The 14892-nt window shown below is 50.6% G+C and carries 15 protein-coding genes; 2 read left to right on the top strand and 13 right to left on the bottom strand.

Annotated elements, in window-relative coordinates:
• Positions 1-121: 121 nt before the first annotated feature.
• From DP119_RS01605 to DP119_RS01570, 8 genes are all read right to left on the bottom strand, one after another.
• Positions 122-2170: a catalase gene (locus tag DP119_RS01605; RefSeq protein WP_112230246.1), complete on the bottom strand. Its 2049-nt coding sequence runs from the start codon at positions 2168-2170 to the stop codon at positions 122-124.
• Between the two features lie 157 nt (positions 2171-2327).
• Positions 2328-3299 (bottom strand): glutaminase, encoded by a 972-nt coding sequence (locus tag DP119_RS01600; RefSeq protein WP_146747848.1) that lies wholly within the window; start codon positions 3297-3299, stop codon positions 2328-2330.
• A gap of 113 nt (positions 3300-3412) precedes the next feature.
• On the bottom strand, positions 3413-4015 hold the full coding sequence (locus tag DP119_RS01595; RefSeq protein WP_101192207.1) for an alpha/beta hydrolase: 603 nt from the start codon (positions 4013-4015) through the stop codon (positions 3413-3415).
• A 117-nt stretch (positions 4016-4132) separates the two neighbouring features.
• Positions 4133-5002: an Hsp33 family molecular chaperone HslO gene (gene hslO / locus DP119_RS01590; protein WP_112230242.1), complete on the bottom strand. Its 870-nt coding sequence runs from the start codon at positions 5000-5002 to the stop codon at positions 4133-4135.
• 41 nt (positions 5003-5043) lie between these two features.
• Positions 5044-5253, bottom strand: coding sequence for a DUF896 domain-containing protein (locus DP119_RS01585; protein ID WP_112230240.1), 210 nt, complete (start codon positions 5251-5253; stop codon positions 5044-5046).
• 147 nt (positions 5254-5400) lie between these two features.
• Positions 5401-5847 carry a GNAT family N-acetyltransferase gene (locus DP119_RS01580; protein WP_112230238.1) on the bottom strand — a complete coding sequence of 149 codons (447 nt, stop codon included), beginning with the start codon at positions 5845-5847 and terminating at the stop codon, positions 5401-5403.
• Complete coding sequence (locus DP119_RS01575; protein WP_167399170.1) at positions 5847-6728, bottom strand: patatin-like phospholipase family protein; 882 nt, start codon at positions 6726-6728, stop codon at positions 5847-5849. The genes DP119_RS01580 and DP119_RS01575 overlap by 1 nt, the downstream gene beginning before the upstream one ends.
• A gap of 27 nt (positions 6729-6755) precedes the next feature.
• Positions 6756-7433 (bottom strand): SOS response-associated peptidase, encoded by a 678-nt coding sequence (locus DP119_RS01570; protein WP_112230236.1) that lies wholly within the window; start codon positions 7431-7433, stop codon positions 6756-6758.
• Between the two features lie 164 nt (positions 7434-7597).
• Between DP119_RS01570 and DP119_RS01565 the strand changes: the two genes are divergently transcribed.
• Both DP119_RS01565 and DP119_RS01560 read left to right on the top strand, forming a co-directional pair.
• Positions 7598-8029 carry a hypothetical protein gene (locus DP119_RS01565; RefSeq protein WP_112230234.1) on the top strand — a complete coding sequence of 144 codons (432 nt, stop codon included), beginning with the start codon at positions 7598-7600 and terminating at the stop codon, positions 8027-8029.
• A gap of 118 nt (positions 8030-8147) precedes the next feature.
• A complete protein-coding gene (locus DP119_RS01560; RefSeq protein WP_112230232.1) occupies positions 8148-9344 on the top strand; it encodes an MFS transporter in 1197 nt (398 codons plus the stop codon).
• Positions 9345-9360: 16 nt separating this feature from the next.
• On the opposite strand, the gene DP119_RS01555 is transcribed toward DP119_RS01560, so the two are convergent.
• The 5 genes from DP119_RS01555 to DP119_RS01535 form a co-directional block, all read right to left on the bottom strand.
• Positions 9361-11004: an SLC13 family permease gene (locus DP119_RS01555; protein ID WP_112230230.1), complete on the bottom strand. Its 1644-nt coding sequence runs from the start codon at positions 11002-11004 to the stop codon at positions 9361-9363.
• Between the two features lie 150 nt (positions 11005-11154).
• The gene (murJ, locus tag DP119_RS01550) at positions 11155-12681 is read right to left on the bottom strand and encodes a murein biosynthesis integral membrane protein MurJ (RefSeq protein ID WP_112230228.1); all 1527 of its coding nucleotides are present in this window, start codon (positions 12679-12681) and stop codon (positions 11155-11157) included.
• Positions 12682-12771: 90 nt separating this feature from the next.
• On the bottom strand, positions 12772-13791 hold the full coding sequence (locus tag DP119_RS01545; protein WP_112230227.1) for an ATP-grasp domain-containing protein: 1020 nt from the start codon (positions 13789-13791) through the stop codon (positions 12772-12774).
• Between the two features lie 289 nt (positions 13792-14080).
• Positions 14081-14269 (bottom strand): hypothetical protein, encoded by a 189-nt coding sequence (locus DP119_RS01540; RefSeq protein WP_112230226.1) that lies wholly within the window; start codon positions 14267-14269, stop codon positions 14081-14083.
• A 61-nt stretch (positions 14270-14330) separates the two neighbouring features.
• On the bottom strand, positions 14331-14807 hold the full coding sequence (locus DP119_RS01535) for a metal-dependent hydrolase (RefSeq protein WP_112230224.1): 477 nt from the start codon (positions 14805-14807) through the stop codon (positions 14331-14333).
• Between the last annotated feature and the right edge of the window lie 85 nt (positions 14808-14892).

Below are 14892 nucleotides of genomic sequence, written 5' to 3'. Positions count from 1 at the left end.
AAATTCCTCCATTTTTTTGAGAAGTTTTTTTGCTTTCTAGTCTTGAAAATACCCCTCAGTTATGTTATTAAACATATCCGGTTCGAAATGTGCCAAAATACTACTTTTCCACCATATTTTATCAAACTTCCCGAGTCCAGTGGCGGTGCGCTGTGATTGCCTCGATAAAGCTATCTGCGAATCCTTTCATGGAATCATCCGTGACGACTCCCGGTTCGCCGGTGTAGCCATTGGCATCCAGCCATTTCTTGCCTTCATGTGTTGCACCGATCGGCTTGAAGTGCCCGAACGCTTCCGTTACATAATAAGCGGTGTTCCGGGCGAACTTCTTGCTGACATCGGGGCCGCCTACTGCATAGATGGCGTCGAACAATACCGGGTCCGCTGTCGTGAAGGTATGGTCGATTTTCAGTTGTTTGCCGTTTCCTGCATCCAGCTTCCCTTGCTTCTCGCTGATGATTTCATATTGAAGGCCTTTGGATTCAAGCTGCTCCAATACTTCCATGACTTCCTTGCCGTTGAAGTCAGGGGCTACGATGACGCCAACCTTGCGCGTCTTGGCTGACTTAACCGTATTTTCCTGGCTTAACGCAGGTGATTTTTTGCTCGTATCGGTATTTCCTGTCTCAGGGGCTTTGACGCCGATGTTGGCAGCAATTTCCTGTGCCAGCTTGAGATTGACGTTCGCATACATGTCCACGATCTGTTGGCGGATATCGATGCTGTCGCATTTGCCGAGCTCGAAGCTGAACGCTTCGATGATATGTTGTTTTTCCGCATCGCTCATGCTGTTCCAGAACATCGTGGCTTGCGAGAAGTGGTCTTTAAAGCTTTCACTGCGCTTGCGCACTTTGCGGCCTTCCACTTTTTCCTGGTAATGGGCATACCCGCCTTCCGCTTCGCTGACAGGCGCCGGCGTGTTATTGGTGAAGGAACTCTTCTGATAGGATACTTTCCCTTTATTGATGGTTTGGCGGCCATAGCCATCGCGCTGGTTATTGTGGAACGGGCAAACGCCTCGGTTGATCGGCAATTCATGGAAATTCGGCCCGCCCAGGCGGATCAATTGTGTATCCGTATAGGAGAACAGCCGCCCTTGAAGAAGCGGGTCGTTCGAGAAATCGATTCCTGGGACCACATGGCCTGGATGGAATGCGACTTGCTCGGTTTCCGCAAAGACGTTATCGACATTGCGGTTCAAGGTCATCTTGCCGATGATCTGGATCGGAATCTCTTCCTGCGGCCACATTTTTGTCGCATCGAGCAAATCGAAATCGAACTTATGCTCATCCTCTTCCGGAACGATCTGGACGCCCAATTCATATTCCGGATAATCGCCGCTTTCGATGGCTTCATGCAGGTCAGCCCGGTGGAAGTCGGGGTTTTTCCCGTTGATCTTCTGGGCTTCATCCCATACGAGCGAATGGACACCGAGCGTGGATTTCCACGTGAATTTCACGAAATGGGATTTTCCTTCGGCATTGATGAAACGGAATGCATGGACGCCGAATCCATCCATTGTCCGGAAGCTCCTCGGAATGGCGCGGTCAGACATCGTCCACATGACCATATGGGCTGCTTCCTGGTTGTTCGCGACAAAATCCCAGAACGTATCATGGGCTGTCGCAGCCTGCGGAATTTCATTATGCGGCTCGGGCTTGAATGCATGGACCAAGTCCGGGAACTTGATCGCATCCTGGATAAAGAAGACCGGGATGTTATTGCCGACTAAATCGTAATTGCCTTCCTCCGTGTAGAACTTCGTCGCAAAGCCGCGCGCGTCCCGCACCGTCTCTGCTGAACCGCGTGATCCCGCTACGGTTGAAAAACGGACGAAGACCGGCGTTTTCTTGCTTTTTTTCGACAAAAACTTCGCTTTCGTCAAATGCTCGAGCGACTCATAAGCTTCGAATTCACCGTGTGCCGCGAATCCGCGCGCATGGACCACGCGCTCTGGAATGCGCTCATGGTCGAAATGGGTCATTTTTTCCCGGAAATGAAAGTCCTCCATCAACGTCGGCCCGCGTTCACCCGCTTTTAAGGAAAATTCATCCTCCGATAGTTTCAACCCTTGATTCGTCGTCAAATCCTTGCCGCTGTCATCTGAACGGTACTGCTCCAATTGCTCGTTCTTGCTGTTTTCATCGACTTTTTTCGGATCTTGTGCCATTTTTCCACTCCTCATCTTTTTATGTATCCCTTAGTCTTTCTGTACCCCCTATCCATAACCGGAAACGAATAAATAGAAAAATCGAAAAAAACCATGATAAAAGGCCTTGCAGTGAAATAGATTCACTGCAAGGCCCTGCACGGTTTTGGTATTTTTATCAAAAAATGCTTAAATCCCACTCTTTTGAAATTTGCCGGAGCATCATTGTGCCGGCTGCGCTGTTCCCTTGAACATCAATCGCCGGGCCATAAACGCCGATCCCCGCTCCTGCGCGGAATTCATAGGTTTGCGAATGGAGCTTGGGTGGAACGGCCGCCATGATGCCGCCTGAAACGCCGCTTTTCGCCGGAATGCCGACATGCGCAGCGAAATTCCCGGATGAATTATACATGCCGCAAGTGACCATCAATACTTTCGTCACCTGTGCGATTTCTTCGGAAAAATGCTTCACTTTAGTGATCGGGTTGTAGCCGTCATAGGCAAGGATCAAACCGAGAAGCGCCAGGTCTTTCACTGACACTTTGATGGCGCATTGGCTGATATAGATGTCGAGCGCTTCTTCCACTTCGAGTTCCAGGAAGTTCGCTTCTTTCAAATAATAAGCCAGCGCACGGTTGCGGTGGGAAGTAGCCCATTCCGAATCATAGACTTCCTTGTCGATTTCGATCGGGTGGCTGAGCAATTCTTCGAGAAAGCCCTTTAAGTACTCGAACTTCTTTTGCGCATTCTGTCCCGGCAACAAGGACGAGATCGTAATGGCTCCCGCATTGATGAACGGGTTGAATGGCTTATTCGGCCGATGGATCTCGAATGGCACGATGGAGTTGAATGCTTCACCTGTCGGCTCCACGTCCACCCGTTCCAATACGAACTCCAAACCGTAATGGCAACTGAGCGCAACAAACGTCAGTGCTTTGGATATGCTCTGCAGGGTGAACTCGGCGTCGGTGTCCCCCGCACAATAATAATGGCCATCTTCATCGATCATGCAAATCCCTAGTTTGCCCGGGTCGACTTTTCCCAAGGCAGGTATGTACTGGGCCGTGGTGCCGAGAACGGCATGCCCTTTGTTTTCTTTCACCCAAGCTTCAAGTTGCTCGGTGATGCGCGGATTGTTTTGCACCGCCATCCCTCCTCCAGTTCGTTTTCATTAATCATGACCGAAGCATGTCGTGGTTGTCAAAGCATGCGGAACGAAATCAGGCTCAAAAAAAAACTCCCCCAGAGCCGGAGGAGTTTTATTTACCCTTTTTCGTACCAAGCTTTAGCTGCAACCAATTCGTCCATCGTCAGCTGGTGCCCGTTATTTTCCCAATGCAGGCTCACTTCTGCGCCTGCTCCACTCAGCAGCTTTTCCAGATCTTCCGATTCTTCTTTCGGGCAAATCGGGTCGTTCGTCCCCGCGGCGATAAAGACGCGGGTGCCATCCAAATTCGGCAATTCCTTATTGCGGTCCGGTACCATCGGGTGGTGCAAAATCGCTGATTTCAATGAATCTTCGTACGAGAACAACAGGTTCGCGGCAATGTTTGCGCCATTCGAATAGCCGAGCGCAATGACATTATTGCGGTCAAAGCCGTATTCATCGGCTGCCTGGCCGATAAACTGATGCAATTCTTCTGTCCGTTCGCGCAAATCTTCCATATCGAACACGCCTTCAGACAAGCGTTTGAAAAAACGTGGCATGCCGTTTTCCGACACATTCCCGCGAACGCTCAGCACGCCTGCTTCCGGATCGATATGCCCTGCTGCCGGCAGCAAGTCCGTCTCTGTTCCGCCGGTCCCGTGCAGCAGCAGGAATGTCGGCTTGGATGCATCCGCAGGCGGGTTGTAAATATGTTTCATCATGTAAAAACCTCCTATTTATAATATCTTTAATTCGAGATAATAACATCATATCATATCCGCCTTGAGCTTCCAAATCAAAAAGCCTGCGGAATTTTCCACAGGCTTTGCATTCAATCAAGACAACATGTCTTGCAATTGGTCTTTCGTGAACAGATACGTTTCGTTGCAGAAATGGCATTGTGCCTCCGCCTGTCCGTCTGTCACGATCATGTCTTCGATTTCCTCTTGCCCAAGGCCCCGGATCGCGTTATGGATGCGCTCACGCGAGCATTGGCATTGGAAATTCACCGGCATCGTATCAAGCGCTTTTACATTGCCCTTGCCGAGGACTTCCTCCAGGATATCTTCAGGCGTCAAGCCCGCCCGGACCATATTCGAAATGGTCGGGATCTCGGTAAGCCGCTGCTCGAGCTGGCTGACCACATGTTCGTCGGTTCCCGGCATCAATTGGATCATGAAGCCGCCTGAAGCCAGGATGGTATTGTCCGGATTGACGATAACCCCGACGCCGACTGAGGAAGGCGTCTGTTCAGAAGTCACGATATAGTGGGTAAAATCATCCCCGAGTTCGCCCGAGACGATCGGCACTTGGCCGACATACGGATGCTGTAAACCGATATCCTTGGAGACAGTCAGCGTCCCTTCTGTCCCGACTGCCCGGCGGACATCGAGCTTGCCCTGCTCGTTCAAGTCAAAATGGGTCTGGGGATTGGAAACATATCCCCGCACTTCGCCTTTTGCGTTGGCATCCACGAGAATCGTGCCGAGCGGGCCGCCCCCATTGATCTTGATCGTCAATTTTTCTTCGCCTTTCAGCATCGCACCAAGCATGACACTTGCTGTCATTGAACGGCCAAGTGCCGCGGAGGCGGTCGGCCATGTGTAATGGCGGCGTTGCGCCTCATTCACCGTTTCGGTCGTGCGCGCGGCAAAGGCGCGGATTTGGCCATCATAGGCCAATGCTTTCACTAAATAATCGTTCATCTATTTTTCTTCCTCTCTGAAATCGTTTGGGTTTGTTCGTTTTATTTCAAGTTTTTGACTTTACCCGGTGTGACATCTGCACCAAGCGGGTCGATAACTGTCATATTCGTTACTGTCGACTCAACTTGTCCACGGATTTCCTGAAGATATTCGCGGCGGAGCACTTGCTGCTCCCGGATTTCCTCATAGCTCAATCCGCAGCTGCGCTCTTTTTGAGCCAATTCGTTAATGCGCGGCAAGATCTTAATCATCTGAATCGCACTCCTTTCTGTGCGGACAGGGACATATCCACTTCCTTCATTTTATATTATCTCGAATTAAAAATAAATAAATGTGCCTGCAGCCCCAAAACCGCAAAAGCCGCCTGCAGCCCTTAAGGGGACTGTGGCGGCAAATTCTCAAACTGCCAGGCGGAATTGGGTACATGTTACACCTGGCGCAACTTCGAAAGTTTCTTCTTCCCGGAAGCCAAATGATTCGTACAGTTTACGGGCAGGTACATTCGCTGTGCCCGTACTGACAACGAATTCCTTTGCTTTCTTTTGCTGGAGCAAGTGGTCCACCAAACTCCGGGCGATCCCTTGGCGGAACTGGAGCGGATCCACAACGAGCCGGTAAATGTCGACGACACCATCTTCTTCCTTAAAGGAAATGAAACCTTTTAAATACCCATCCTGATAGCCGAGGAACGTCTCTTCGCTCTGCTGGATTTCGTCGATCGTCTCGGATATATGGGGGATATCATGAAATCCCATCAGCTCTGCTTCAATCCGGTACGCCGGACGCTGGATTGATTGGACATCGCGTGCAATTTTCTCATCTGTCTGGTCTATTTCGGTAATCATCACGAACTCCTCTCTGAACTCAAGGCATTTTGTGCTCCGATAAATTTTCTAGCGCGCGGCACGACCAGTTCTGCATCCCGGTACCCTTGCACATACAAAGCCGCAAGCCGCTCCTGGTCCCGCTCGATGCCGCGCAGCTTGTGCAAGTTACGGGGGCGTACGACAATGGCAGCACCTTGCGCTTCGAGCGCTTCTATCTGCCCAAGCGATTCGTTATAAATGCGCTGCCGCTCCTCGAGCGCCTTTGCAAGGCCCGGATATTGCCGGGCGAATGCCGGGGCGAGGCGCATAAGGGGCGTCTTGCGCTTCCGGTAGCTCTTTTCACGTGTCATCACGATGATCGGCCTGGTCACACCATCCGACAAGGCTTGTTTGATCGGCAGCGGGTCGGCCAGGCTGCCGTCCATGAGGAGGCGGCCGCCGAATTCCACAGGGCGTGACATGAACGGCAGTGAACTCGATGCCCGCACGACCGTGAGCAGTTCTTCGGGAGGCAGCGGCTTGCGGTAATAGACCGCTTCCCCAGTCATGCAATCTGTCGTCCCGACGACGAATTCTTCCGCAGCAGCGCCGAACCCCCCATAATCAAACGGCACCAGCCGGTTCGGTATATCGTCGAAAATCAGGTTCATGCCGAATAGTTCGCGTTTCTTCAGCAAGTTTTTCATTGAAATATAATCTGGATGCGTGACGTAATCGATCATCACCGTCCGGTTCCTGCCGCTTTGCCGGGAAAGGTAAGACACGGCATTGCAAGCGCCAGCCGATACCCCGATCACATAATCCGAAAATATGTCCTCTTCCATGAACTTCTGCAGCACGCCAGCCGTATAGACCCCCCGCATGCCGCCGCCTTCCAAGATCAATCCGCTTTTCACCATGCCCCTCCCCTTTGCATGAAAGTGTGGTCATCCGATTTCCCGAATCAATTCCTGCCCATTGTTCTTCGGCGAATTGACTGCGCTGGATACTTCATACGCTTCCAACCCTGCCGTTTCGTAAGGCTTGATGAGTTTTTGCAAGATTTCGGGGTCCTGGATATTCGGGTCCAACCAGTCCTTCTCCGCTTCCTTGGCCAAAATCACCGGCATGCGGTCATGGATCTCCGCCATCAATGCGTTCGGCTGCGTCGTCAGAATCGTGCAGCTATGGACCATTTCCCCTTCCGGCGACTTCCATGACTCCCATAGTCCAGCAAATGCAAACAACTCACCGTCCGCCATATGGATGAGCATCGGCGTCTTGCCGTCCTGGCCTTTTTTCCATTCGTAAAACGCATTCGCCGGGATTAGGCAGCGCTTTTTCTTGAAAGCATGGCGGAAACTGGGTTTTTCTGCAGCCGTTTCAGCCCGGGCGTTGATCATCTTGTAGCCGATTTTCTCATCTTTCGCCCATGGCGGGATGAGCCCCCAGCGCAATGTCCCAAGCCGGTTGCGCTCGCCATCATTGATGACCGCAACGATCTGCCGGGAAGGCGCCACATTGTAATTCTCTTCGTAGGACGCCTGGGCGAGCGTGGCTTCTTCTATGCCAAAGCGCTCGAGCAAAGCTCCGTAATCTGCATATAACGCAAATCTTCCGCACACTGAAATCCTCCCCTTCTCTCAAGTGGATTAGCTTACTTCCAATATAACAGATTTTTCTAACTTCTCTAGCAATCCGCTGCCCACCCCTTTAAGGGCGCGCTTTCAGCGTACACGCCAAAAGAATGTTATAATGGAGAGACTATAAGGAAATGAGGAGGAATTGCATGGCTACTGCGCGCGAAATGAATTTGGTCAATAAGGATCTTTTGGTTGAGGAATTGGGCCTCAAGCAATTCGGCAACTCGAATGTGTTTTACAACGAGGAATTTTTCGTCCTTTCTCCGTCTGTACAACGTTATGAAAAAGGTTTTGATGTAAGTGAATACAATCTCTCGAAATATGACCCGGAGAAACACCAAGGGTTTGTCATCGTCCGCTACATGGATACGTTCCTGATGGCTAAACTTGAAAGTTTCACTGGCAAGATGATGCCTCCAGAACTGCAATTGAAGAAAAAGAACGTGAAACCGCATTGGAAGTTTACGGTTGTCGAAAACCCGGCCTATCATCTCGTGAATACCCAAAACAAGGAATTGCGCTATCGCCTGCAGGAACCCAGCCGTAAACAAATCCTCGCGTATTTCAATAAGCTTTAACGCCCAGCCCGCATTTTCCGTGCGGGTTTTTCTGCACCTTTTTGCGTTCACAATCACTGGTCAATGAGTGATAGAATGGACGATAGAAGCTACTACGAAACGGAAGTGATTGTCTCCCATGGAACAGCGCAAATACACGGTACGGGACCGCGAATTCTGGAAAATCATTGCGAGCCTGCTGTTGGCTTCGCTATTTATTTTTGCCAATATGTATGCCGTTCAGCCTTTGCTGCCGGTATTCGTCTCGGAGTTCGGGGTATCGGTCTCGACTTCCAGCCTATCCCTCTCCCTGACCATCATCGGGCTGATCGCCGGATTGGTCATTCTCGGTTTTTTCTCTGACCGCAATGGGCGCCGTTCCTATATCATCTGGTCGCTGCTCGGCTCCGCCATCCCATTTTTCATCCTGCCATTCGTCGAATCGTTCACGGTATTTCTTGCGCTGCGCTTGATCCAGGGCTTTGCGCTTGCCGGGGTTCCAGCTGCGGCGCTCGCCTATATCAGCGAAGAGATCGACCGGAAAAACATTGCCTATGCTACCGCTTTATACATATCGAGCAACGCACTCGGCGGCATGCTTGGCCGCGTCCTGACCGGGTTTTTGACCGATGCGTTCTCCTGGCAGTTCACGTTTCTGGCATTCGGCGCAACAGGCATCGCCCTGTTTATCGCCGTCCTTTTCCTATTGCCGCCTTCTTATCATTTCGAACCGAGCGAACTGAGCTTCTCAAAAGATATCGAAGGCTTCCTGTTCCATTTGAAAAACCCGGCACTGCTCGTTGTGTTCGGCCTTGGGGCGATTCTTCAGATCGCTTTCACCGGCGTCTGGACCTATTTGCCGTTTCATCTCGAAGCGCCGCCTTTCTCCATGTCGCTGCAGGCGATTTCCTATCTGTTCTTCGCCTACGGCATCGGGGTCATCGGCTCCCCTATGGCCGGGCGCGCCGCTGAAGCATTCGGCTTGAGGCGCGTGCGCATCATCGGCGTGTTCATTTTTTCGGCCGGCGTGTTGATGACGCTCGGCCCTGAACTGTGGATGGTGGCAACCGGCCTGTGCGTGACTTGCCTCGGGTTTTTCACGGCCCATTCACTGACTGCCGCTTCAGTGGGCCAGCAGGCCACGCATCATAAAGGCAGCGCATCAAGCTTGTATCTCGTGTCTTATTATATCGGCGTCGCCGCCGGAAGTTCGCTGCTCAGCCCCGTCTGGACCCGCTTCGGCTGGAATGTGCTGATCCTCCTTTGCGCCTTGATGCCCACGCTTTACGTGTTGGCCGTTACCTGGTACAGAAAAAGAGCCGCCTCGATTGCATGAGGCGGCTCTTCTATGTTCATTCCAGGAATCTTGCAGGCGTGCTCAATAAATCGATGCCCCAGACGAGCGGCAGGAAGTAGTAGACGGCCAGGCCGACAAAGACGATCCCGAAGACGTTGAGGATGAACCCGGCACGGGCCATATCGATGATTTTCAAATAACCCGAACCGAAGACGACGGCATTTGGCGGTGTCGCCACCGGCAGCATGAAGGCACAGGAGGCCTTGACAGCGGCCGTCACCATCAGTGCATACGGATGGATGCCGAGTGCGACCGCCAAGGAGGCCATGATCGGGAACATCATCGACGCCGTGGCGGTATTGGACGTGATTTCTGTCAGGAACAGCACAAATGCCGCAACGACAAGAACGATGATCAAGACATTGATTCCCTGAAGGCCGATCAACTGGCCGCCGATCCATTCGGAAAGGCCCGATTGGGTGAAGCCGGCGGCGATCGCCAAACCGCCCCCAAAGAGCAACAGGATGCCCCACGGCAATTTAACGGCTGTCGCCCAGTCCAGCAAATGATCGCCTCTGCGGTTTTTCGAAGGGACGGCGAACAAGATCAAGGCGGCGATCAACCCGACCATCGCATCGTTCAAGCCAGGCAAAAATTCCACCAAGAGGAACGAGCGGGTGATCCATGAAAATGCTGCCAAGAGGAAGATCGCGAAAACGATTTTTTCCTCGTAGGAAGCTTTTCCGAGTTCCATCTTTTGCTCTTTAATGACGGCGCTGCCCCCAGGCAATTCTTTCAATTTCAACGGAAACGCGATTTTGATCAAGTAAAACCAGGCCACAAAGATGAAGATCCAGGCAAGCGGCACGCCGAACAGCATCCATTCGGCGAAAGTGATTTCAATGCCGTAGATTTCATTGACCGCACCGGCAAGCAAAGTATTCGGCGGTGTCCCGATCAATGTCGCGATTCCGCCGAGTGATGCGGAATAGGCAATCCCCAGCATGAGCGCTTTGCCGAACCCGAAGTTTTCCTGGGACGTGTCGATCGAGTCGTCATGCTTCAGCGCTTCCGACACCTGGTAAATGATCGCCAGCCCGATCGGCACCATCATCATGGCAGTCGCAGTGTTGGAAATCCACATCGACAAGAACCCGGTCGCCACCATGAACCCGAGGATGATCCGCTCGGTGTTCGTGCCGATCAATGAAATGATGGTCAAGGCAATGCGTTTATGCAGATTCCATTTCTCCATCGTCAAGGCGATCATGAAGCCGCCCATGAACAGGAAAATCGTGTCGTTGCCGTAAGGGGAAGTGGTCTCTCCCACGTCCAAACCCCCTGTTAAAGGAAATAAGACGATCGGCAATAACGAAGTGGCTGGAATCGGGATCGCTTCAGTGATCCACCATGTCGCAATCCAGATGGTACTGGCCAGGATCGCTTTCGCTTCAGGCGCCAAGCCTTCCGGATTCACGAACAGCATCGTCAAGATGAACAATAAAGGTCCGAGGATCAGCCCGATCAGCTGCGGCGTGTTATAGCTTTTCTTCTTGAAACGTTCATCGTATGTACCAGCATCCTCTGCGCGGTCGCGGTCGTCCGGCTGGTTTGTTGAGCCGGGCTTGGCGAAAAAGCGCAGCATGTCTTTTGCTTGATGGTGCTTTTCCCACATCCAATTCCAAGTTGTCGAAATTATGCTATCCCTCCATTTTAAAAAATAAAAATTGTTTAATTATTCCACCTGTTAAAGTGTAGCCGTTTTCATTTTTCAGGACAAGAAAAAAAGCTAGAAGACAAGGGCTTTCCTTGTCTTCCAACTTTCTGTTTGTAATCCTACACCAAACCCTCATTTCGGACGTCTTGACAATTTCTTTTTAATTGCGTGCGTCATCTCTTGCGCATCTTCAATCTTTAATATGTAGACGAAAACAAAATACAAGACGATTGCCGCTGCAATAGACAACACCAAGGAAATTGGCGAACCCAACAACGGCAGTAAGCCATTGTATAAGATCTTAGCCGCTGCACCCATCGCTATTGATGCGATAGTGATCTTCAGAAAAGACATTGACATCTGCCTCATGTCGAAAGCGCCGATTTTCTTTCGCAGACTCAAAAACAACAGGATGGTCCCGAATATCGCCGCAATGCTTGTCGCCAGCGCCAAACCGCCAATCCCCATATACCTGGCCAGTATAAAGTTCAGGATAATATTCAACACCATCGCAATAGCTGCATTGACCATCGGCGTCCGCGTGTCCTGAAGCGAATAGAACGCCCTCGACAACACTTCGCGCAAACCGTAGGCAACCATGCCGATCGAGTAGAAGAAAAACGCGCTGGAGGTCAAGGCGATTGCCGAGTCATCAAATGCCCCTCTCCCGAAGAGCAATGCAACAATCGGTTCTGCGAATAACAGCGAACCGACCGTCGCCGGGACGACAAGCAAGCTGATGCCATTGATTGCCTGGGAAACGGAACGCTTCAACCCCTCCATATTGCCTTTTGAAGCCATCTTCGAGATGAGCGGGTACATGACTGTGGAAATGGAGACGACGAAAACCCCTTGCACAAACAAATTCAAGGTGTTTGCGTAATTCAAGGCCGAGATGCCGCCGATGGAAATTTGCGAAGCCAATGTCCGGTCGACCAGTTTATTGATCTGGTTGACCGACGAACCGATGATGACCGGAATTGCCAAGATGACCATGCTTTTTATATGCTTGTCTTTCGGCTTGAAAATGAATTGGTACTTGAATCCTTTTTTGTACGCAAAATACATCAAGATGGCGAATTGGATCATAATTGCCGCCAGGTTGCCGATTGCAAGGACAATTACGAGATCGAACTTCGAACTGATGATGATCGAGATGATCATGACGATGTTCAGCGGCAGGCCGATCAATGTAGGGACGACGTAATATTTTTTCATATTCAAATAACTGCTCAAAATCCGGATCGTCATCGTGAAATAGATCCCGACGATAGTGATGCGCGTAAAGCTGACCGCCAGTTCCAAGATCTCCCCTTCAAAACCGCTAGCGAATATTTTGACGAGCGGCTGGGTAAAGATTAGCCCCAGAATGACCGTTGCCGTGCATAATGCCCAGAGAATATTCAATAGATTATTTGTATACGCCTTGCTGTCCTTTTCGCCATGATCGGCTTCTATCCGGCTGTACATGGGGATATAGCCGGTGGATATGCCGGTGGCCACAAAACCGAAAATGACCGTCGGGATCGTCAATGCGATTAAATACGCGTCACTGACGCCTGAAGCTCCGTAAAAATAAGCTAAGGTGATATCCCTGAAAAAGCCGATGAACTTCGAAAAAATGGTCAGTATCATGATGAGAATGACGGCTTTTTTCATTCCACCGCCTCCCTGTCTTGCCAAAGGCCAAGCGGGAAATGTATATAAAGGCTAGTCAAAATTTTTTTCTTATGTGCCATGGCTGCTCCTTTAATCTTCGTATACATAGAAATGATCGCGGAAACGGATCATCCGTGTATTCCATCTCGGCGATACTTCTTCACGCTCCCCGAGCAGCTTGTATTGGATGAATAAATAAGGGAAATTGACGCCAGCCCCCAGGCTCATCACTTGGCTGCCGCAGAAACGGGCATTGACGTCCGTTAATCGATACCCACTGGCTGTGGAAAAGAATTGAAGATTGATGAATCCATCCGTCACAAGTACCTTTGAGATCTCCGCCGCTGCTTCGATCAACTCTTCGTTATGTACCACTTTGCCATCGAGGACAATGCCGTTCGATACGCCCGTCCGCTCACGAGGGACTGCTGTTACCACTTCTCCTTGGTGCATAAAGACATCCACGCTGTATTCCGTTCCACCCAGGTACTCCATCACGATGCGCCTGTCGGCCGATGGGATATCAGCGTAATCATCGATATTGACAATTTTGCTCTTGCCTTCTTTCAAAGCCCGCAAATAATTCTCACGGTTCGTCAACATGGCGAACCCTAACGCACCGTAACCATTGATTTGTTTTACGACAATGTATTCCTCATCTGGAAACTCTTTTTCCGCGATCGGCTTCAATTCTTCTGTATTGCTGAATCCGACATATGTCGGTATGTACCGGGACAGGCCTTGTTCCTGCAAAAACCCGTAGATTTTCTCTTTGTCTGCAAGCACATCAAAATGGTCACTTTCAGGAAGTGCTACTGCCACATCCAATTCATGCCTGAATTCCTGAAAAACCTCAATTTCCTCATGCAACGCCGGGAAAATCACATCAATTGATTCTTTTTCCACCAGCTCCTTTATTTCAGCTTTATAAGCCTGCAAATCGCTAAACCTGGAAATTGTGTAGGTCTTATCGCAAAATTGATTTCCCGACGTAACAGCCCTTCTATCTACCCCGATTACATGCACATTGTCTTTTTCCAAAAACCCTCGGAGCACGCCTTGTGCAGTAGGCCCTCCGATTCCAGTGACTAATACATTTATGGTTTTCATCCTTCATCTCCCTAACTATTTCTTCAATCGCTGCAAAGCTGAAATTCGATGCATCTTGTTTCAGCCTCGGCGGATAGAAAATTGATTATCTTGCCATTTTATCAGAATTTACTGCCTTATTGGGGCAAACAGCAAAGAAACTCGATTTTCCTCGGATCCTCTAACCGCATAACGATAATCTTCCTAGTGGATGAGAAAAGCCTGCACCGCCAAAGCATATTTTCAGTTCTCTAAATCCAATAAAAACGAGCTGCTAGGTTGGGCTCGGCAGCTCGTTTTAAATGATTCGTTATTCACTTTCCGATTCGCCGATCGGATTCCGTTCATCACCGACGCCTGTGTTGCTGTGGGCGCCTTCTTTTCTCATCTTCTGTCCGTCTTCCTGGGACTCACGGCCGATCCCTTCGAACTCTTCCCGTTTTCTTCGATCGGTATCCCTTGACGGGTTGGCATCTTTGGAAAATTCGTCTCTAGGCATTACGCTTCCTCCTTTGGACTGCTTTCCCCTCCTATTCCCGAACGATCCCGCTTGAAACTCATTAAGCGAAGTTGAACAGATGATAGCCGAAATAAACCGACAGGACCGACAAGGCTGCAAACACCAGATGTTCCGTAAGGCTCCCGGTCGAGGTGGTAAGCGGCAAGCGGACCGTCACGCGCAGTGGAAACAATAGCTTTACGCCCCGCTTGGTGGCCATATCGAGCACAAGATGGCTGGCCATCCCGACGATGGTCCCGGCCGCCAGCGCTTCGTCCAGCCCGGCCGTTTCGAACAGCAAGACCGCCAGTAATAAAAACAATAGGCTGTGCGTAAAAGTCCGATGGCCGAAAAGGCCGTTGATGATTTTCGATAAGAATGGCAATTTCCTGCCGATCGTACTCGATCCATGGCAAATATCCGGGATCAAGGCCCCGACAACCCCGCCGATCAACAAGATGGCTGGCTCGTAATGGGAAACTTGCGCAAATGCCAGGCTCGCTGCGATGCCGCCCGTGATGTGTGTTTTTCCTGTCATAGCTGATTGCGCTCCTTTTCCGCTTAGATCACTCTATAATTTCTATTATACCGTTTTTCAGGTATGCTGAAGACATCGAAATCAG

This window comes from Planococcus maitriensis, assembly GCF_003289925.1.
In the GTDB taxonomy this organism is placed as follows: domain Bacteria; phylum Bacillota; class Bacilli; order Bacillales_A; family Planococcaceae; genus Planococcus; species Planococcus maitriensis.
Note: the sequence above shows the minus strand (reverse complement) of the source record. Positions and strands in the feature narration are given on the sequence as shown.

Bases quoted from the DNA above. Each gene is read 5' to 3' on its own strand.
- DP119_RS01545 (WP_112230227.1), bottom strand. From the start codon at position 13,791: ATGAAAACCATAAATGTATTAGTCACTGGAATCGGAGGGCCTACTGCA.
- DP119_RS01585 (WP_112230240.1), bottom strand. From the start codon at position 5,253: ATGATTAAGATCTTGCCGCGCATTAACGAATTGGCTCAAAAAGAGCGC.
- DP119_RS01560 (WP_112230232.1), top strand. From the start codon at position 8,148: ATGGAACAGCGCAAATACACGGTACGGGACCGCGAATTCTGGAAAATC.
- DP119_RS01580 (WP_112230238.1), bottom strand. From the start codon at position 5,847: ATGATTACCGAAATAGACCAGACAGATGAGAAAATTGCACGCGATGTC.
- DP119_RS01595 (WP_101192207.1), bottom strand. From the start codon at position 4,015: ATGAAACATATTTACAACCCGCCTGCGGATGCATCCAAGCCGACATTC.
- DP119_RS01600 (WP_146747848.1), bottom strand. From the start codon at position 3,299: ATGGCGGTGCAAAACAATCCGCGCATCACCGAGCAACTTGAAGCTTGG.
- hslO (WP_112230242.1), bottom strand. From the start codon at position 5,002: ATGAACGATTATTTAGTGAAAGCATTGGCCTATGATGGCCAAATCCGC.
- DP119_RS01535 (WP_112230224.1), bottom strand. From the start codon at position 14,807: ATGACAGGAAAAACACACATCACGGGCGGCATCGCAGCGAGCCTGGCA.
- DP119_RS01605 (WP_112230246.1), bottom strand. From the start codon at position 2,170: ATGGCACAAGATCCGAAAAAAGTCGATGAAAACAGCAAGAACGAGCAA.
- DP119_RS01565 (WP_112230234.1), top strand. From the start codon at position 7,598: ATGGCTACTGCGCGCGAAATGAATTTGGTCAATAAGGATCTTTTGGTT.
- DP119_RS01575 (WP_167399170.1), bottom strand. From the start codon at position 6,728: ATGGTGAAAAGCGGATTGATCTTGGAAGGCGGCGGCATGCGGGGGGTC.
- murJ (WP_112230228.1), bottom strand. From the start codon at position 12,681: ATGAAAAAAGCCGTCATTCTCATCATGATACTGACCATTTTTTCGAAG.
- DP119_RS01540 (WP_112230226.1), bottom strand. From the start codon at position 14,269: ATGCCTAGAGACGAATTTTCCAAAGATGCCAACCCGTCAAGGGATACC.